The 17,776-nt window shown below is 42.1% G+C and carries 17 protein-coding genes and 1 pseudogene; 10 read left to right on the top strand and 8 right to left on the bottom strand.

All coding sequences use genetic code 11. The features are described from left to right. Positions 1–389: 389 nt before the first annotated feature. From RBATCC27255_RS03650 to RBATCC27255_RS03630, 5 genes and pseudogenes are all read left to right on the top strand, one after another. The gene (locus RBATCC27255_RS03650; protein WP_101028790.1) at positions 390–1,682 is read left to right on the top strand and encodes a UDP-N-acetylglucosamine 1-carboxyvinyltransferase; all 1,293 of its coding nucleotides are present in this window, start codon (positions 390–392) and stop codon (positions 1,680–1,682) included. A gap of 124 nt (positions 1,683–1,806) precedes the next feature. Next, entirely contained in the window at positions 1,807–2,595 is a 789-nt protein-coding gene (locus RBATCC27255_RS03645) for an MBL fold metallo-hydrolase (RefSeq protein ID WP_101028789.1), read from the top strand. A gap of 21 nt (positions 2,596–2,616) precedes the next feature. Next, a complete protein-coding gene (gene rlmH / locus RBATCC27255_RS03640) occupies positions 2,617–3,102 on the top strand; it encodes a 23S rRNA (pseudouridine(1915)-N(3))-methyltransferase RlmH (protein WP_101028788.1) in 486 nt (161 codons plus the stop codon). Between the two features lie 14 nt (positions 3,103–3,116). Further along, on the top strand, positions 3,117–4,859 hold the full coding sequence (locus tag RBATCC27255_RS03635) for an Rqc2 family fibronectin-binding protein (RefSeq protein ID WP_101028787.1): 1,743 nt from the start codon (positions 3,117–3,119) through the stop codon (positions 4,857–4,859). A 5-nt stretch (positions 4,860–4,864) separates the two neighbouring features. After that, positions 4,865–5,364 (top strand): annotated as a pseudogene (locus RBATCC27255_RS03630) (cysteine hydrolase family protein). Positions 5,365–5,789: 425 nt separating this feature from the next. On the opposite strand, the gene RBATCC27255_RS03625 reads toward RBATCC27255_RS03630, so the two are convergent. Together RBATCC27255_RS03625 and RBATCC27255_RS03620 are read right to left on the bottom strand one after the other, a co-directional pair. Beyond that, on the bottom strand, positions 5,790–6,890 hold the full coding sequence (locus RBATCC27255_RS03625; RefSeq protein ID WP_147639959.1) for an LEM-3-like GIY-YIG domain-containing protein: 1,101 nt from the start codon (positions 6,888–6,890) through the stop codon (positions 5,790–5,792). A 159-nt stretch (positions 6,891–7,049) separates the two neighbouring features. Further along, positions 7,050–7,592 carry a stage V sporulation T C-terminal domain-containing protein gene (locus RBATCC27255_RS03620; RefSeq protein ID WP_101028785.1) on the bottom strand — a complete coding sequence of 181 codons (543 nt, stop codon included), beginning with the start codon at positions 7,590–7,592 and terminating at the stop codon, positions 7,050–7,052. A gap of 283 nt (positions 7,593–7,875) precedes the next feature. Here RBATCC27255_RS03620 and RBATCC27255_RS03615 point away from each other — a divergent pair, with 283 nt between their 5' ends. Further along, positions 7,876–9,279: an ATP-binding protein gene (locus RBATCC27255_RS03615; RefSeq protein WP_101028784.1), complete on the top strand. Its 1,404-nt coding sequence runs from the start codon at positions 7,876–7,878 to the stop codon at positions 9,277–9,279. Positions 9,280–9,334: 55 nt separating this feature from the next. Here RBATCC27255_RS03615 and cytX read toward each other — a convergent pair whose 3' ends face one another. Genes cytX through thiM form a run of 5 tightly spaced genes read right to left on the bottom strand, consistent with a single transcriptional unit; the run spans position 9,335 to position 13,480 of the window. Continuing rightward, the gene (gene cytX / locus RBATCC27255_RS03610; protein ID WP_101028783.1) at positions 9,335–10,531 is read right to left on the bottom strand and encodes a putative hydroxymethylpyrimidine transporter CytX; all 1,197 of its coding nucleotides are present in this window, start codon (positions 10,529–10,531) and stop codon (positions 9,335–9,337) included. Continuing rightward, on the bottom strand, positions 10,528–11,346 hold the full coding sequence (gene thiD, locus RBATCC27255_RS03605) for a bifunctional hydroxymethylpyrimidine kinase/phosphomethylpyrimidine kinase (protein WP_021882611.1): 819 nt from the start codon (positions 11,344–11,346) through the stop codon (positions 10,528–10,530). The genes cytX and thiD overlap by 4 nt, the downstream gene beginning before the upstream one ends. A gap of 26 nt (positions 11,347–11,372) precedes the next feature. Then, a complete protein-coding gene (locus RBATCC27255_RS03600; protein ID WP_046433653.1) occupies positions 11,373–12,035 on the bottom strand; it encodes an HAD family hydrolase in 663 nt (220 codons plus the stop codon). Next, complete coding sequence (gene thiE / locus RBATCC27255_RS03595; protein ID WP_101028782.1) at positions 12,028–12,672, bottom strand: thiamine phosphate synthase; 645 nt, start codon at positions 12,670–12,672, stop codon at positions 12,028–12,030. Before thiE ends, RBATCC27255_RS03600 begins: the two co-directional genes overlap by 8 nt. Continuing rightward, positions 12,659–13,480 carry a hydroxyethylthiazole kinase gene (thiM, locus tag RBATCC27255_RS03590; protein WP_015522707.1) on the bottom strand — a complete coding sequence of 274 codons (822 nt, stop codon included), beginning with the start codon at positions 13,478–13,480 and terminating at the stop codon, positions 12,659–12,661. The genes thiE and thiM overlap by 14 nt, the downstream gene beginning before the upstream one ends. A 408-nt stretch (positions 13,481–13,888) precedes the next feature. On the opposite strand from thiM, the gene RBATCC27255_RS03585 reads away from it, so the two are divergent. Beyond that, positions 13,889–14,728, top strand: a complete 840-nt coding sequence (locus tag RBATCC27255_RS03585) for a zinc ribbon domain-containing protein (RefSeq protein ID WP_101028781.1) — start codon at positions 13,889–13,891, stop codon at positions 14,726–14,728. Positions 14,729–14,923: 195 nt separating this feature from the next. On the opposite strand, the gene RBATCC27255_RS03580 is transcribed toward RBATCC27255_RS03585, so the two are convergent. Beyond that, complete coding sequence (locus RBATCC27255_RS03580) at positions 14,924–15,322, bottom strand: recombinase family protein (protein WP_242958570.1); 399 nt, start codon at positions 15,320–15,322, stop codon at positions 14,924–14,926. A 178-nt stretch (positions 15,323–15,500) separates the two neighbouring features. Between RBATCC27255_RS03580 and RBATCC27255_RS03575 the strand changes: the two genes are divergently transcribed. The 3 genes from RBATCC27255_RS03575 to RBATCC27255_RS03565 are packed head-to-tail and all read left to right on the top strand — an operon-like array spanning position 15,501 to position 17,771. Beyond that, positions 15,501–16,838 carry a TrkH family potassium uptake protein gene (locus tag RBATCC27255_RS03575; RefSeq protein WP_101028779.1) on the top strand — a complete coding sequence of 446 codons (1,338 nt, stop codon included), beginning with the start codon at positions 15,501–15,503 and terminating at the stop codon, positions 16,836–16,838. Positions 16,839–16,853: 15 nt separating this feature from the next. Next, positions 16,854–17,501 (top strand): potassium channel family protein, encoded by a 648-nt coding sequence (locus RBATCC27255_RS03570; RefSeq protein ID WP_101028778.1) that lies wholly within the window; start codon positions 16,854–16,856, stop codon positions 17,499–17,501. Between the two features lie 15 nt (positions 17,502–17,516). Then, on the top strand, positions 17,517–17,771 hold the full coding sequence (locus RBATCC27255_RS03565) for a hypothetical protein (protein WP_101028777.1): 255 nt from the start codon (positions 17,517–17,519) through the stop codon (positions 17,769–17,771). The last annotated feature ends 5 nt before the right edge of the window (positions 17,772–17,776 follow it).

The following is a 17,776-nucleotide window of genomic DNA, read 5'->3' as shown; positions in this document are numbered from 1 at the left end:
ACGAAAATAACACTTGTTTCAATTTGTAACAATCTTACAAAAAAAGCCGTTGAGTTATTACTTCTTTTTAAGGAAAATCAATTTAAAAAATGACGCTTGGTTATAATAAAAACAAAAACAGCAAGAAATCAATAAATTGAGTACAACCTGCCCAAAAATAGATTACAGTTTTATTATTCCGTTGACTTTACTACAGTTTTGTAGTATCATTTTCTGTAAGAGAATTGATAGGTTACATCTGCGTAATCGAGCAGGTTTATTTTTAATAAAATGTAACAAATTAGTTCCTGCTGCGAATTTTAAATTCGTGTTATTTTTGACTTTTACTTATTTGATATATATTTCAGATATTTTTTTAATATCTTTTGCACATAATTGGGGTGTAACAATTGGAGAAGTTTGTAGTTACCGGCGGAAAGCCATTATCAGGTGAAGTGACAATCAGCGGTGCGAAAAATGCAGCCGTTGCAATTATTCCGGCAGTTATTCTTTGTGATGAACCCTGCCAGATTGAAAATATTCCTAACATCAGCGATGTATCGCTCATCAGCAGGATTCTTCAGCAGATGGGTGCTAATGTAAGGCGAATCAACCGTTCGTCTTTATATATTGATCCTACAAAAATCCGCACATGCAATGCGGTTACAGACCTTGTAAGAGGTATGAGAGCGTCATACTATCTTCTCGGCGCACTTTTGGGCAAGTACGGCAGGGCTAAGGTGGCTCTTCCGGGCGGCTGTAACTTTGGTGTGCGTCCGATTGACCAGCATCTTAAAGGCTTTGAGGCTCTCGGTGCGGCAACTCAGCTTGTTGACGGTGCGATTATAGAGGCAGAATGCGACAACCTTGTCGGTACACATGTGTATCTTGATGTTGTGTCCGTTGGTGCAACAATGAACATTATGCTTGCCGCATCAAAGGCAAAGGGACAGACCATTATCGAAAATGCCGCAAGAGAACCGCATATTGTTGACCTTGCAAACTTCCTTAATTCAATGGGTGCGGATGTCAGAGGTGCAGGTACGGATGTTATCAAAATCCGTGGAGTTGAATATCTTCACGGCGTTACCTATTCGATTATTCCCGACCAGATTGAGGCAGGAACATATATGTGTGCCGCCGCCGCAACAAGAGGATGTATTACGGTAAAGAACATTACACCAAAGCACCTTGAATCAATCAGCGCAAAGCTGCGTGAAATGGGTGTTAAGATTACGGAATATGATGAGGCTCTCAAGGTTGACGCGTCATCTGCTCCGCTAAAGCGCTGTAACATCAAGACTATGCCGCATCCCGGCTTTCCGACAGACTGTCAGCCGCAGTTTGCCGCATTGCTTATGAGCGTTCCCGGAACAAGCATCATCAACGAGAATGTCTGGGATAACCGCTATCAGTATGTCAGCGAGCTTATCAGAATGGGCGCGCAGATTTCCGTTGAGGGCAGACTTGCAATCATTGAGGGCGGAACTCCGCTCACCGCGGCTCCCGTTAAGGCAACCGACCTTCGTGCAGGTGCGGCTATGATTATTGCCGCTCTTGAAATTAACGGCACAACCGAGATTTCAAACATACAGTTTATTGAACGCGGTTATGAGGATGTTGTTGAAAAGTTCAGAGGACTTGGTGCAGACATTAAAAAGGTGTATTTTACAGGTGACAACGAGCAGGAGCTCGGTGCCTGATTAAAACTTAATTAGAAATCAAAGCCGTTTTCTTTGTGAAAACGGCTTTTTTGTGAGATAAAATTTACAAATTATAAAATTTGTGTTATCATATTTGGCAGACTAATGATAAGGATTGATTGTTTTGGCAAGAGCAGTGCCGCTGTTCAGCGGAAGTAAGGGCAACAGTTATTACATAGGTTCGGCAACCGAGGGCGTTTTGATTGACGCAGGCCGTTCATGCAAGCAGATTGAAAACGCTATGCTTGCAAACGGACTTGATATGAGCAGTATCGGGGCAGTTTTTATAACTCACGAACACACAGATCATTGCAGTGCCTTGCGTGTGCTTGCAAAGCGTTACGGCTTTAAGGTGTATTCAAGTCTTGGCACACTAAATGCGTTGAGAGCAGGCAATAAAATCGAGGCTAACGCTGATGCAGATGTTATAACTGACGAGGTTGTAATCGGCAATATGCGTGTTCAGCGAATTGACACCCCCCACGATGCGGCTGAAAGCTGTTGTTACCGTGTTACTGCTCCCGACGGAAAATCCGCACTTATAGCAACCGATATGGGTGTTATGCTGCCCAATGTCAGAACTGCCGCAGAGCAGAGCGACTTTGTTGTGCTTGAGTCAAATCACGATATCAATATGCTCAAAAACGGAATTTATCCTTATCCGCTAAAGCAGAGAATCCTTTCAAACAGGGGACACCTTTCAAATGAGGCGTGCGCAAAGGAGCTTGTCAACCTTGTTGAAAAGGGAACATTAAGACTTATGCTCGGTCACCTCAGCGAAGAAAATAACACTGTTCCGCTTGCAATGTCAACATCCGTTGACCTGCTCACATCAAACGGAATGAAGTATAAAAGCGATTATTCGCTTGATGTTGCGCCGAGTGTCAGCACAACAAAAACTATCATCTTTTAACCTTAAATAAGCGAGAAAAATATGATTAAAATTAACATAATCTGCATTGGAAAAATCAAGGAAAAATATTTTACCGACGCAATTGCAGAGTATGCAAAACGCTTGACCGCATTTTGTAAATTCAACATTATTGAGCTTTCGGAAGAACGCATAAAGAACAACATACCGAATAGGTCGCAGATTGATGAGGTTATTTTCTCTGAGGGAAAACGAATCATGCAAAAAATTTCGCCTTCGGATTATGTTGTTGCAATGTGCATTGAGGGAAAGCCTATGTCGAGCGAGGAGCTTTCAACTTTGATTGACAATGCGTCCGTAAGCGGAAAAAGCACCGTTGATTTCATAATCGGCGGCAGCTACGGGCTTGACGAATCGGTTAAAAAACGGGCGGATGTCCGTCTTTCCATGAGCAGAATGACCTTTCCTCACCAAATGGCAAGAATGATTTTAAGCGAACAGATTTACCGTGCGTTTGAGATTTCATCAAACGGTAAATATCACAAATAATTTACGGAGTTACTATGGCGCTTGACGGAATTTTTTTAAGACATATTAAAACTGAAATAGAAAAAGAGGCTCTCGGTGCAAGGGTGTCGCAGATTTATCAGCCGAACAGAGAGGAGCTTGTGTTCGGGCTGAGAACATTTTCCGGCAACAAAAAGCTGTTGCTTTCTGCACGAGCAAATTCACCGAGAGTGAACTTCTGTTCTTCAACACCCGAAAATCCTGCACAACCTCCGATGTTCTGTATGCTTTTGCGAAAAAGAATCGGCGGCGGAAAGCTTGTGGGACTTCGCCAGAACGGTTGCGACCGTGTTCTTATGCTCGATTTCGAGTGCGTGAACGAACTCGGCGATACTGTGATGATAACTGTTGTATGCGAAATTATGGGTATGTACAGCAACATAATTATTGTCGATTCAAACGGTGTTATCATCGACTCGCTCAAGCGTGTAGATCTTACAATGAGCAGTAAAAGACTTGTACTGCCAAATATAAAATACGAACTTCCCGAATCGCAGAACAAACTGAATCTGCTTGAATGTACTGCACTTGATGTGTGTACAGCCGTAAAAAATCTTGACACGGAAATGCCGCTTAACAAGGCACTGTTAAGGACAATTGAGGGTGTTTCTCCGATTGTATGCCGTGAGATTGAATACAAGGTTATGGAGGGCGCAACCAACAGAATTGAGGGTGTGCTTTTTGACCGACTCGCGGTTGAAATCGAAAAGCTGAAAAGCGTTTGCAGCGATTGTTCGGGCAAGCCTGTTGTGGTTTATCGTGAGGACGGCAAGCCTATGGACTTCTGCTTTATGAATATTGAGCAGTACGGCGATTTTGCAAAGGTTGAGAGTAAGGAAAGCTTCTCCGATTTGCTTGACGGATTCTATGAGGCTCGTGACAGCCGTGACAGAATGAGGGTGAAATCACAAAGCCTTACAAAGCTTTTGAACAACACCCTTGAAAGGCTTGCACGAAAGATTGCAAAGCAGAAGAGTGAGCTTGAACGCTGTGCAGACCGTGAGCATCTTCGCATATGCGGTGACCTTTTACAGGCAAATATCTATCGCATTGAGCGTGGTGCGGAGTATGTTGATGTTGAAAACTTTTACGATGAGAACAACGCAATTTTACGCATAAAGCTTAATCCGGCAATCTCACCTTCGGCAAATGCTCAGAAGTATTACAAGGATTACCGCAAGGCTAAAAATGCCGAAATTATGCTCAAAGAACAGCTTGAAAAGGGCAGAGAAGAGCTTGATTATATAGACTCCGTTCTTGATACGGTTGACCGTGCGGAGAATGAAAAAGACCTTGCACAAATTCGTGAGGAACTTACCGAGCAGGGCTATCTCAAGGTTCAAAAGGGCAAAAAGCCCCGTCAGACAACTTTGCCGCCGCTCAAATTTGAATCAAGCGACGGTTTTAAAATCCTTGTCGGAAGAAACAACCGTCAGAACGATAAGCTGACTTTGAAAACAGCGTCAAAGAACGATATGTGGCTGCACACAAAGGACATTCACGGTTCTCATGTAATTGTTGTTTCGGACGGCAAAGAGATTTCCGACACGGCTATCTGTGAGGCGGCACAGCTTGCGGCATATCACAGCAAGGCGAGAAACAGCAGTCAGGTTCCCGTTGACTACACACTCGTTCGTTATGTATCAAAGCCAAACGGTTCAAAACCCGGTATGGTGATTTATGTCAATAACAAGACGCTGTATGTTAAGCCGTCACAGTCCAAAATAAAAACGGAGTGATTTGTATGAAGAAAACTTTGATTGTAATAGATATGCAGAACGATTTTATTGACGGCAGTCTTGGCACTGCCGAGACTGTGAAAATTGTGCCTAATGTACGCAAAAAGATTGAAGAATACCGTTCAAACGGTGATGAAATTATTTTTACAAGGGATACTCACGGTGAAGATTACCTAAGCACTCCCGAGGGCAAAAAACTGCCCGTTGTACATTGCGTAAAAAATACTCACGGCTGGCAGATTGCAGACGGACTTGATGTTCCCGACGCAATCCATATTGACAAACCGTCATTCGGCTATACTCATTGGGATAAATTCTGCTTTGAAAAAATTGAGCTTGCAGGACTTTGCACCGATATCTGCGTTGTGTCAAATGCGTTGATTCTAAAGGCACTTTTCCCGAACGCTGAAACAGCGTTGATTCGGCTTGCTGTGCCGGCGTAACCCCCGAAACCCATAATTCCGCCCTCGCAACAATGAAAATGTGCCAGATTGATGTGGTGTGATTTAATAATAAAATATATTGTGATTTTAAGTTCGTGATATTGAATATATTAAAATACTTTGCTATAATTACTCGGTAAGGAAACGGTGGCGGCTGTTTCGACTCCCTTATCAGAGAGGGGGTGATTGCGTGGAATACATAGCTGTGATAATCATCTTCACATTTTTTATTGTGTTCACCATAAAGAAATAACCGCCCTGTGTCGTGAACAGAGCGGTTAATCTTTAATTGATTTTATTGTTCAAACTTGCGAAACAGCTAAAGCCGTTTCCTTACTTATATATTATCATTGATGAATAATTATGTCAATAAAAAACTTCAATTTCGGTTTACAAGAGATTGAAGTTTTATTTTTTGTATGTGCAAGTTTTTTAGAAAATTGAAGATTATTCAAAATAAATCAATTGTAAAATTTTTTGTATGAAGCTACTCGGAAAGTTCAAATATTCTTTCTATAACAGCTTTGAAAAATGGTAAATCTTTTTCCTGCTGATAATCCATACAACTCCAATGTGTGATATATCTCCATTTTGAAATCAACAATGATGTGGCTGTGCTGTAATCCGTATGTTTCAGCATTTTTTTAAGCTGTTTGTAATCGGTAATATTTAAAATGTTTTTGTTATTATATTCATATTTTGAATCATTGAAACTGCCTAATTTAAATCCCATTTTTACCAAATCATTACCGAAATTCATTTCAAAATCATGAATATCCATAGAATTATTGATGAATTTTTCGTAGTATGGTTTTAGCACCTTAGCGGTGTTTTTTCTTCCGTTTATGTATGAAACAGGATTTTGCGTCATATTTACTAAATCGGCAATGTTTTTGTTTATGTAGATATTCGGCTTATTAACTGCTTGACAGGTGCAGTATTTGCGATTTGACCTTGAAAGATTTTCTTTGCACAATCGTGGATAGAATGGGGTTTCCACACCTGAAGAATACCACTTCATATTTTCATAAACTCCGACAATCAGTCCGTGATTTACAGCAATAAGATAGTCGCAATTTTCTGCTCGTTTGGTGTCGATTATCCAATGACCTCTCGCACATTCCATAACTTGGCTGTCTGACATATCGTATTTATAAAGTGAATTTATTTTAACAATTAAAAGATTGCGGAAAATATCTTCTTTTGAAAGAATTTCGGCACCGTAAATTTTTTCAAAATCTTCAGCTGTAATAACAGGTGCTGTGTGGTGTCCCGAAACTACATTAGTCAGTGCTTGAGAGTCAATGTAGTTCATTATATTTATCAAAGCCGATTCGGCAACGAATGCCTCTTTTTCCGAAAGACCATATGATATAATTAGTTTTTTGATTTTGTTACCCGATGAGAGTATTTCTTTTATACGATTTGACTTATTTGAATTATTGAGTTTTTCTTCGTGTTGAAAAATACGGTTGTTAATTCCTTTGCCTATGTAAAAAATTTTGTTATCTCTTGGATCTGCAAGGGCATAAACATAGTAACCTAATTTTTGTTTTACCTTTTCGGAAAAGCCATTCATAAGAAACATACCTTTCAACTTAATTTATTTAATGATACCATAAATGTTAAATACGGTAAAGCGTTGTTTTGTGTACTTGATTTATACAAATACGGTCGGGAAAATTCGGTGTATGGTTTTACACCTGTCTTCCCGACCGCATTTTTTATTATTACCTATTTTTAAAAATCATTCTTCCATTTGCTTTCCGAGGAATGCGGCGGCTGTTTGTGCAAGCTTGATTTCGGCATTTGACGGGATTTTGGTCTGTTCGCCTGTGAGCATAACTACCGCACCCGAAACATCTCCGGCGGCGATAATCGGATAGATTACCGATGCATAATGTTCAATGCCCTCAATCGGCTGAATATCGCCGAGCGTCTGCTGTGTTGCCGAATAAGTTTTGCGGTTTTCCATATATCCCTCAAGCACAGCTGTTACCCTGCGCTCAAGAAATTCACGCTTTGAAACTCCTGCGGCGGCGATTACATGGTCACGGTCTGTTATGATTGTCGGCATTGAGCTGATTTTTGCAAGCACATCTGCGTATTGTGACGCAAACTCCGCAAGCTCTCCGACAGGCGAATATTTTTTAAAAATAACCTCGCCGTCCGTTGCGGTATAAATTTCGAGCGGATCTCCCTCACGAATACGAAGCGTCCGCCTGATTTCTTTCGGTATAACCACTCTGCCGAGATCGTCAATTCTTCTGACGATTCCTGTTGCTTTCATATTTAAAACTCCCTTCGGACAGTTCTGTCCCTTGTCTGATAGATATTCAGCAAATTATTTGCAGTAATATTGTTTGATTCATACAGTTTTTTATACCGAAATTTTCTTTGGTGACATATTTTTACAACATATAAAAAATATAACTTTATCACGATTTAGTTAATCGTAACCAACTAAATTGCAAAATAATCTTGACTTAGCAAAAACAGTGGTTTATAATTTAGTTAATCGTAAATAACTAAATTATAAATGAGTAATTTGCAAACGGTCAGAGGTGAGGATTTTGTTTATAGGCAGAAAATATGAGCTTTTACAGCTTAACAGATTGTATAACAGCGGAAAATTTGAATTTGCCGTCATATACGGTCGCCGCCGTGTAGGAAAAACGGCTATCATAAACGAGTTTGTCAAGGATAAAAACGCAATTTGTTTCACAGGAGTTGAAACAAATGCAAAGCAAAATCTTGAAAATTTGAGCGAGTGTATTCTTGAATTTTCAACAGGGATGAAAACGGATACTGCTTTTTCAAACTTTCAGTCGGCACTTGAATATGTTTTTAAATTGTCAGAGAACAAAAGACTTGTTCTTTGCCTTGACGAATATCCATATGTAGCAAGAGCGTCAAGAAGTCTTGCTTCAACACTGCAAATGTTAATTGATAAATATAAAGACAGTTCAAAGTTGTTTCTTATTCTCTGCGGTTCATCAATGTCATATATTGAGGACCATGTGCTTGCATACAAAGCACCCTTGTATGGCAGAAGAACGGCTCAGTTTAAGATTTTGCCGTTTGAATTTTGCGAGGCTTGTGAGTATTTTAACGGAATGTCACCTGAAGATAAGGCGCTTGCCTACGGGCTTGTGGGGGGTACACCGCAATATCTTTTGCAGATTAACAATAAAATTTCAATAGAGGATAATATAAAAAATATTTTTCTGAATCCTGTATCGGCTCTGTATGAAGAACCTAACAATCTTTTGAAACAAGAGGTAAGAGAGCCGGCTATTTATAATGCCGTGATTACGGCAATTGCTACGGGTGCATCAAAAATATCGGAGATTTCAACAAAGGTTGGAGAAACCTCAAGCACTTGTGTTGCTTATGTCAAGAATCTTGTTGCTCTCGGAATTGTGAGAAAAGAAGTGCCATACGGTGAAAAATCCACAAAGAAAACAATTTATTCTATTGAGGATAATATGTTCAGATTTTGGTATCGTTTTGTGCCGGAAAATTCTTCGATAATTTCAAGAGGTGCGGTTGAACTTGCGTACAGTCGAATTGCACCGTATTTGTCGGATTATATGGGTGCTGTGTTTGAAGAAATCTGCAAGCAGTATTTGTGGAAAAGGCTGCTGAACGGTGATTCCGAAATTGATTTTACGGATATCGGCAGATGGTGGGGAACAAATCCAAAAACAAGACAACAGGAGGAAATTGATATAATCGGCTCGGCAGATAAAAATACGGCTCTTTTTGGTGAATGTAAGTGGCGTAATGAAAGTGTTGACCTCGGTATTCTTGAAACACTTGTTGAACGCAGTAAACTTTTTAATTTCGACAAAAAGCATTTTTATATTTTTTCAAAGTCCGGTTTTACAAAGGGTTGCATTGATAAGGCAAATGAACTCGGAAATGTCAGCCTGATTGCTTATGATGATATTTTAAAATATAATAACGAAAATTAAATGTAAAAATCCCCGTCGGAGAAATCTGACGGGGATTTGACTTTGTTGTAAGCGATTACGCTTTCTTGGATTTTGAGGTGATTTTGTCTGCAATTTTGGTAACTATGACGCAGAGGATGATTGTGAAAACCATATCGGGCAGAGTGTTGCCGACGATAATGTCAACATTCATCAGGAAACGATATACCGCAAAGCCTGCAAGCCATACTATAATGTTGCAGATGTCAACGGCTTTGTTTGCTCTGTCTTTTTTGAGAATGAAAAAGTCTGCAATCTGAATGGCAATCATCGGAGCAAATACCGAACCGATGAGATAGAGAAAATCGGTAATGTCATCCATAGGATAAACAATTGCGGCGATTACACCTACTATTGTTACTGCAACGGCAACATATTTTCCTTTGAGTTTTGAGAATATCGACTCACTCGAAATTCCTGCCGAGTAAGCATCAAGGAAGGTTGTTGTAACTGTTGAAAGGATTACAATTACAAGACCTGCAATGCTGAGTCCTGATTTAAGCATGATTTTTGCAATATCGCTTTCGCCTGTAAGGATAGATGCGCTCATTCCGATTATGTACATCCAACAGCTTACCGCACCGTAAACAAGTGTGCTTGCGAGAGTTGCCTTGAACGGCTTTTCCGCCTCTCTTGTGTAGTCACTGATGAGCGGTAACCATGAAAGCGGCATTGCTACCGAAAGCTCAACTGCCGCACCGAACGACATTGAGTCATCGCCTGCCGCACCCATACCGTTGCCGTTTCCGAAAATAAAGAAACACATCACGATTGTGAGAATGAACAGTGCCGCCATTGCGATTGTGTTGAGCTTGCCGAGGTTTGAAATGCCGACAAGAATCCAAAGTACAATCAATGCGCCGATTACGATACAGGCAATCCACCTGCCTGTGTCGCCCATATTCAGAATACTGTTCACGGAAAGTGAGCCGTCATAAATCATAATGGCTGTCCAGCCGACAAGCTGAATAACATTGAGGACAGAGAAAAGAAGTCCGCCCTTGTTGCCAAAGCTCATTTTTACGGTTTCCATTGAGCTTTTACGGCACTTACCGCCGATGAGTCCTGCACAAAAGAGCATTGCACATCCGATTATGTGACCGATGATTACGGCTAAAATGCCCTTTTCAAAACCTAACGGAGCAAAGTATGTACCTGTGAGAATTTCGGCGATTGAAACGCCTGCTCCGAACCATATCAAACTGTTTTCAAATACACTTGTCTGCTTTTTCATTGCTCTGCCTCCGAATTTTCTTTTGTAAATTTACTTTGAATGTCAAAAGCGTGGTTCATGGGACCGCTGCCTTTGCCGAGGTCAAGCATTGCCGCAAGTGCGCCTGAAATATAATCCTTTGCACGCTTTACGGAAGCGTCAAGGTCAAAGCCTTTTGCAAGATTAGCGGCTATTGCACTTGAAAGTGTACAGCCTGTTCCGTGTGTGTTGGGATTGTTGATTCTTTTGCCGTTGTACCATGTGTAGGTGCCGTCTTTAAAGAGCAAATCGTTTGCATCGTTAATCTGATGTCCGCCCTTGCAGAGAACCGCACAACCGTACTTTTCGCTGATTATTTCAGCGGCTTTTATCATTTCTTCCTCATTTGAAATTTTCATTTCAGAGAGAACTTCCGCCTCCGGAATATTCGGTGTAAGAACTGTTGCAAGCGGAAAGAGATGCTCTTTGAGAGTGCTTACCGCCTCGTCGCTGATAAGCTTTGCTCCGCTTGTTGCCACCATAACCGGATCGACAACAATATTTTTTGCATCGTACTTTTTCAGCTTGTCCGAAATTGTTTTGATAAGGCTTGATGAAGAAACCATTCCGATTTTTACGGCATCGGGATAAATATCCGTAAAGATACTTTCAAGCTGTTCACCCAGAAATTCGGGTGTGGATTCCATAATTGCCGTAACGCCGGTTGTGTTCTGTGCGGTAAGTGCGGTGATTGCGCTCATGGCATAAACACCGTTTGTTATCATAGTTTTGATATCCGCTTGAATACCGGCGCCTCCGCTGCAGTCACTGCCAGCGATTGTTAATGCTGTTTTCATTTTAATCTCCTCTTTGCATTAATTTTTTACAGCGACAAAAGGTGGTGCCCCCAATCTGCCGCTTTTTCAAAGCTGTCTGCGTAGTAATCGCAAACGGCTTTTATTCTGTTTTTGTCATTCCTGCTCGATTCGTCATACACTCCCACCGTTTTGAAACCTGCCTTGTGAGCAGTTTCTGCGGCAAAAACAGCATCCTCGAATACAAGCGTTTCACTCGGAGCTGTTCCGAGTTTATCTGCACAGGCAAGGTAAATGTCGGGACTTGTTTTGCCTTTTCCGATTTGTGAACAGGTCACAATGTCCGTAAAATATTTTAGAATACCGAGCCTTTCAAATGCCTTTTTAATATGCGTTTTGTCGCTTGATGTTGCAATAATCATTTTGATATTGTTCGATTCCAAAAACTGCAAAATTTCTTTTGCATCATTTTTTAAACCGACCTCATAAAAGTAAAAATCTTCAATGATTTTCAGCACACCCGAAACTATTTCATCAGTTGAAAAGGAAAGAGCATACTGCTTTTTCATATACTCCGCACCCTCCGTCAGACTCATATCACAGAGCTTTTCGGAAAGTCCGTTTTCGGCTGTTTTGCCGACAGACGAGAGGTAACGCTCTCCTGCGTCATCCCATATCTTCATTGAATCGAGAAGTGTGCCGTCAACATCAAATATTGCAGATTTAATCATTTGCAACCGTCTTTTCCGTAAGTGCTTTAAGCTCTGCTGTTGCCTTTGTAATATCGGGCTGAGCGAAAATAGCACTGATAACGGCAATGCCTACGATACCTCTGCCCTTGAGTTCCGTAACATTTTTGGAGCTGATTCCGCCGATTGCGATTACAGGAATGTCAACAGCCTCACAGATTTTCTGAAGTTCATCGTGTGAAACATCGTCTGCATCGTCCTTTGAGCCTGTTTTGAAAACTGCTCCGACTCCGAGATAATCTGCTCCGTGCTTCTGAGCAAGAAGAGCCTGTTCAACAGTCTGAGCCGAAACACCGATGATTTTGTCGTCACCGAGAATCTTGCGGACATTGCCTGCCTCCATATCACTCTGACCGACATGAACACCGTCAGCGTCAATTTCTTTTGCAATTTCTACATTGTCATTGATTACAAAGGGAACATTGTACTTTTTGCAGAGTTTCTGAATTTCAAGAGCCTCTTCAAGAAAATGCTTTTGGTCAAGGTTTTTTTCTCTTAACTGAATGAATGTTGCACCGCCTTTAATAGCCTTTTCAACCTGACTGCAAAGTGTTTCACCGTTAAGCCATGCCCTGTCGGTTACGGCATAGAGCAACAAATCTTTTTTATCGCAATTCATACTTTGCTCCTTTTTCAAGTGTTTCGGCATCCATATTATAGATAGCGTCAATAATTCGGTTGCGGTATGTTGAGTTGCCGTCTGTTTCTGCCATATTTGCAAAAGCGATTTCACCTGCAAGTCCCATTGTACAAACTGCTGCGGCAGTTGCCTCAAGAACATTGTCGGGATTTGCAACGATAAATGCAGTTGTCATACCCGAAAGCTGACAGCCTGTTCCTGTGATTTTGCTCATCTCGGGACGACCATTGCGGATTACATAGCATTTTTCGCCGTCACTTACAAGGTCAATAGCGCCTGTGATTGCAATTACGCATCCTGACTTTTTGGCATAATCCTTTACAAATGCAACTGCGTTATCGAGATTTTCTTCTGTTACCGCATCCGATACATCGGCATCAACACCCTTTGTTGTGCCGCTTCCGAGTGCAAGAGTTTTGATTTCCGAGATGTTACCTCTGATAACATCAAATTTGATTTCTTTTGCAAGCTTAACTGCTGTGTCTGTGCGAAGCTTGCTTGCGCCTGCGCCGACAGGATCAAGTAGAATTTTGTGAGAAAGTTCGTTAGCTTTTTTGCCTGCAATGAACATACCCTCAATTGAGTTTTTGTTAAGTGTACCGATGTTGATGTTAAGACCGCCGCAAATGCTTGTGATGTCGGCAACATCATCGGGTTCGTCTGACATAATCGGACTTCCTCCGCAAGCGAGAAGTACATTTGCAACATCGTTTACTGTTACATAGTTTGTGATGTTGTGTACAAGCGGTACATTTTTTCTTACATTTTCAAGACAATTTCCAATCATAGCGGATTCTCCTTTATAAAAATAAAACGGACGCACCAACAAAAGGTGTGTCCGTAAAGGCTCGCTGTTTCCCTCCGTTGGCATTATCCAAATCAGGTCATAGGTCGAGGCATTCAGCCTCCTCTCAGCCGACTAACTTGTCAGCTCCCTTACTTATAATATACAATTTGTGTCGTAATTTGTCAATGAAAACTTGACAAATAGTCACCGAGAACGATTAGTACGAATCTGTCCTCAGTAAAATCTTCTGTATTCAGTATATCTTTTATGTAAAAAACACTGATTTTTAAATATCAGTTGACTTGGAGAAGAAAAAACAGTACAATAAAAATGACAGAAGATAAGGTTGACTTTTGTTGTTAAAAGGGGCTACCTTTGATTAAATATTTATTAAACAGGAGAGAAAGTATGTTTTGTAAAAATTGCGGAAGGCAGTTACTGCCAAATGAAAAGTTTTGTGCCGATTGCGGAACACCTGTATCCGAACAGGAATCAGCTGTACAGAACGAACAGCCGATTGCAGAAAATCAGTCGGTTGAACAGACTGCCGATATGAATGTTCGGAATGAGCAGACACAGCCTGTTGAAGTTCAGCAGACTGACGCGTTTAATAATCAGACTGCAGCAAACGATTATGCCGCACCGCAGTATCAGACCGTTAATGCACAGGGCGGATATAATCAGTATCAGAACGGACAGCAGGGCGGATATTCTTATGATTATAACAATCAGGGCGTTCAGCCACAGTATGCACAGCCGATTCCAAAGAAAAAGTCAAAGACACCGTTTATAATCACTGCCTGCGGAGTTGCGGTTGCGCTGGTTATCGCAATTGCTGTGTTCTTTATCTTTACAAATCTTAACAAGGCGACTCCTCAGGGTCAGATTCAGGGTACATGGGTTGCCGAAGAGGACGGCGTAAGAATTCAGCTCGAGTTCAAGCCCGACGGTACAATCAATATTCCGAATGCAAAAGAGCTTGGCAAGCTTATTTCAAGTTATGCCGGCAGTTCCGATTACAGTGATTTCATAAACTATGATGAGATTTTTAATATGATTAAACTGACATACAGCATTGATGACCAAAAGACCCTTTCGGTGAATTTTGAGGTGTCTTTTATCAATCAAAGTCAGTCGCAGTCACTCAAATGGTCGGATGATCCCGCAAACGGCGGTTCGGATACATGGGGTATTGACGGAGATAATCTCTATATTGCCGGCACAAAGCTGACAAGAGTTAATAGCTGACAACTATGTTGAATAACTAAAAACAAGGGGCTGTGGCAGAATGCTGTGATAGCCCCGTTTTTATCGGTTGAATATTCAGAGCAGAGAAGCGTAAAGAGTCCTGTATTGTATAGACGGTCAGCTTGTTTACTCAGACTTTCCGCCGCCCGAATATAAATACTTTTCAAGACTGTCAAGGGTCGGCTACAACAACCGTCATAAAGGCTGGGACATAAACATCCGCCTTGAATGGCAGTACAAGCTCAGAACGGCTATGTAACCCGACCTGTGAATGAAGTTCTTGAATGCTCCGAGCAGAGAGCAAAGGAACTCATTGACGGCGATATACCTCACATTGTTTTTCGGAAAGTATATTTCGGTATATGAACCCACTTCAATATAATTTCTTCCGAGTCCGGACAGATCCTTTGTTATGATGATTCCGATTTTTCTGTCCTCAATCAGATGGAGCATACGGCGAAAGGCGGGTCTTTCAAAATTCACTCCGCTGTAACCGTCATCCGCAAACACCTGTGCGTTTTCAAAGCCGTTTTTTAATTTGTTCGAACAGAGCCTTTTGTTGTTCTGTGAGAGTGGCTCTGAGCTTTGTTTCAAGCCGCACAACGGTTACAAACGATCCGCATTTGTCTGTGCCGTTTGCTATGCTCTGCGCTGTTTTTTTAAAGAATGAGCGCCTTAATGCAATCTTAATACAGAGTGCCGAATCATTACACCGTTTTTTTATATTTCACGGTATACTCTTTGTAAACAAGTAGAAATAGGAGAAGTATATATGCCTAAAATTACACATAGAAAAAAGCGGCTGTCATCCTTTAAGCTGATCGTTTTGGGCTTTGCCGGCGTCATAGTGCTTGGAGCGCTGATATTGATGCTGCCGTTTTCATCGACTGCCGGAGTTGTTACGCCGTTTCACGAGGCGCTGTTCACATCGACCTCCGCCGTTTGCGTTACGGGGCTGGTCGTGCAGGATACGGGCAGTTATTGGTCCGCTTTCGGGCAGACGGTAATACTGCTGCTGATTCAGATAGGCGGGCTCGGTGTTGTGACAGTTGCGGCATTTTTCGCTATGCTGTCCGGCAGAAAAATATCGCTGATGCAGCGCAGTACCTTGCAGGATGCCATCTCTGCCCCGAAGGTCGGCGGGATTGTCCGCCTGACTCGTTTTATTGTGCGGGGAACTTTTTTGATCGAGCTTATCGGGATGATCGTCATGCTGCCGACATTTTGCGGAAACTACGGTATTAAGGGAATTTGGATGGCGGCGTTTCATTCGGTTTCCGCCTTTTGCAACGCCGGTTTTGACATACTCGGCACCGCCGAAAACAAATACCCGTCACTTACGGGATACATAGGAAATCCGGCGATAAACATTACAATTATGCTTTTAATTATTGTGGGCGGTATTGGATTTTTGACCTGGGACGATATTTACACAAACAAGTGGCATTTCAAAAAATACCTTATGCAAAGTAAGGTCATATTGGTAACAACGGCAATCCTCATTATCGCTCCCGCAGTATTCTTTTTCTTCTGCGATTTTACGGGGCTGCCGCTCGACAAAAGGATTCTTGCGTCGCTTTTTCAGTCTGTCACACCGAGAACCGCCGGTTTCAATACCACTGATCTTCCTGCTATGACCGGTTCTTCCAAGGCAATTATGATCCTGCTCATGCTCGTCGGCGGCTCGCCCGGCTCCACGGCAGGCGGTATGAAAACGACCACGCTTGCCGTTCTGATTCTGAGTGCATTCTCCGTCTGTCGCAAAAAGGACGATGCCGAAGTCTGCGGCAGGCGCATTGACGGTTCGGCAGTGAAAAACGCCGCAGCCGTTGCCGTAATGTATTTCCTGCTGTTTTTTGTCGGCGGCATTGTTATCAGCACGGCAGAAGGTCTGCCGCTTAGCACCTGCCTTTACGAAACGGCGTCCGCTGTCGGAACGGTCGGGCTTACCCTTGGAATCACACCGCAGCTCGGTGTTCTTTCTCAGCTTATTTTGATCGTCTTGATGTATCTCGGCAGAGTCGGCGGACTTACCCTGATTTACGCGGCGGTTTCCAACAAAAATCATAGTGGAGCAAAGTTGCCGCTCGAAAAAATCACAGTCGGATAAAGGAGTTACTATATTATGAAAAACATATTGTTAATAGGTCTCGGCAGATTCGGTAGGCATATTGCTTTGCAGCTGAATAAGCTCGGACACGAGGTGATGGCGGTAGACATCAACGAAGAAAGAGTCAATGAAAGTCTGACGATTGTCACCAATGCACAGATCGGCGACAGCACAAACACGGAGTTTTTAAGGTCGCTCGGCATCGGAAACTTTGATGTGTGCATCGTCACCATCGGCGGAAATTTTCAAAACTCGCTGGAAACCACTTCTTTGCTGAAAGAACTCGGCGCAAAATTAGTTGTATCCCGTGCCGAGCGTGATGTGCAGGAAAAATTCCTTCTGCGGAACGGAGCGGACGAGGTCATTTACCCGGAAAAACAGGTAGCAAATTGGGCTGCTATTCGGTACACCGCCGACCACATTCGGGATTACATTGAGGTTGATGAGGGTCATGCCATTTTTGAGGTAGAGGTGCCGGAGGGATGGATCGGCAAAACCGTCGGAGAACTGGATATCCGCAGAAAATACAGCATCAATATTATGGCAACCAAGGAGAACGGAAAAATCAATATGGCAGTTTCACCGGAAACCGTTCTTACGGACAAGATCACTCTTTTGGTTCTCGGTGCTTACAAAGAACTGCAAAAGTGTTTTCGCATTTAACAGAGGTGAATGAGGATGGCTGAGCTATTGCTGATTGTCAGCCTGCTTGCCGTATTTGTTTTCGGATTTTATCTTATGAGCAGGCTGGATCAATTTCTTGAAGAAAACAGAAAGGCACTGTTAAAGGAAAACGAATCCTGCGAGCCTTCCGAAGTCCTGCTGCCGCATGGACTGTCCGAAAGTGAAATATTATGTGAGATCCGCCGTTTTCTTGAAACGCACGGAAATGTCGATATTATTCTTTCCGATGGGCAGAAGAATGATTTTTAGGTTGC

Source organism: Ruminococcus bromii (genome assembly GCF_002834225.1).
GTDB lineage: Bacteria > Bacillota > Clostridia > Oscillospirales > Acutalibacteraceae > Ruminococcoides > Ruminococcoides bromii.
This window is presented reverse-complemented; position numbering and strand designations above follow the sequence as displayed.

What these genes read in the sequence shown, in the direction of transcription:
- thiE (WP_101028782.1), bottom strand. Translation starts at nt 12,672, where the DNA reads ATGAATTGCGATAAAAAAGATTTGTTGCTCTATGCCGTAACCGACAGG.
- RBATCC27255_RS03635 (WP_101028787.1), top strand. Translation starts at nt 3,117, where the DNA reads ATGGCGCTTGACGGAATTTTTTTAAGACATATTAAAACTGAAATAGAA.
- RBATCC27255_RS03570 (WP_101028778.1), top strand. Translation starts at nt 16,854, where the DNA reads ATGAAAAACATATTGTTAATAGGTCTCGGCAGATTCGGTAGGCATATT.
- rlmH (WP_101028788.1), top strand. Translation starts at nt 2,617, where the DNA reads ATGATTAAAATTAACATAATCTGCATTGGAAAAATCAAGGAAAAATAT.
- RBATCC27255_RS03620 (WP_101028785.1), bottom strand. Translation starts at nt 7,592, where the DNA reads ATGAAAGCAACAGGAATCGTCAGAAGAATTGACGATCTCGGCAGAGTG.
- RBATCC27255_RS03625 (WP_147639959.1), bottom strand. Translation starts at nt 6,890, where the DNA reads ATGTTTCTTATGAATGGCTTTTCCGAAAAGGTAAAACAAAAATTAGGT.
- cytX (WP_101028783.1), bottom strand. Translation starts at nt 10,531, where the DNA reads ATGAAAAAGCAGACAAGTGTATTTGAAAACAGTTTGATATGGTTCGGA.
- thiD (WP_021882611.1), bottom strand. Translation starts at nt 11,346, where the DNA reads ATGAAAACAGCATTAACAATCGCTGGCAGTGACTGCAGCGGAGGCGCC.
- RBATCC27255_RS03585 (WP_101028781.1), top strand. Translation starts at nt 13,889, where the DNA reads ATGTTTTGTAAAAATTGCGGAAGGCAGTTACTGCCAAATGAAAAGTTT.
- RBATCC27255_RS03600 (WP_046433653.1), bottom strand. Translation starts at nt 12,035, where the DNA reads ATGATTAAATCTGCAATATTTGATGTTGACGGCACACTTCTCGATTCA.
- RBATCC27255_RS03575 (WP_101028779.1), top strand. Translation starts at nt 15,501, where the DNA reads ATGCCTAAAATTACACATAGAAAAAAGCGGCTGTCATCCTTTAAGCTG.
- thiM (WP_015522707.1), bottom strand. Translation starts at nt 13,480, where the DNA reads ATGATTGGAAATTGTCTTGAAAATGTAAGAAAAAATGTACCGCTTGTA.
- RBATCC27255_RS03565 (WP_101028777.1), top strand. Translation starts at nt 17,517, where the DNA reads ATGGCTGAGCTATTGCTGATTGTCAGCCTGCTTGCCGTATTTGTTTTC.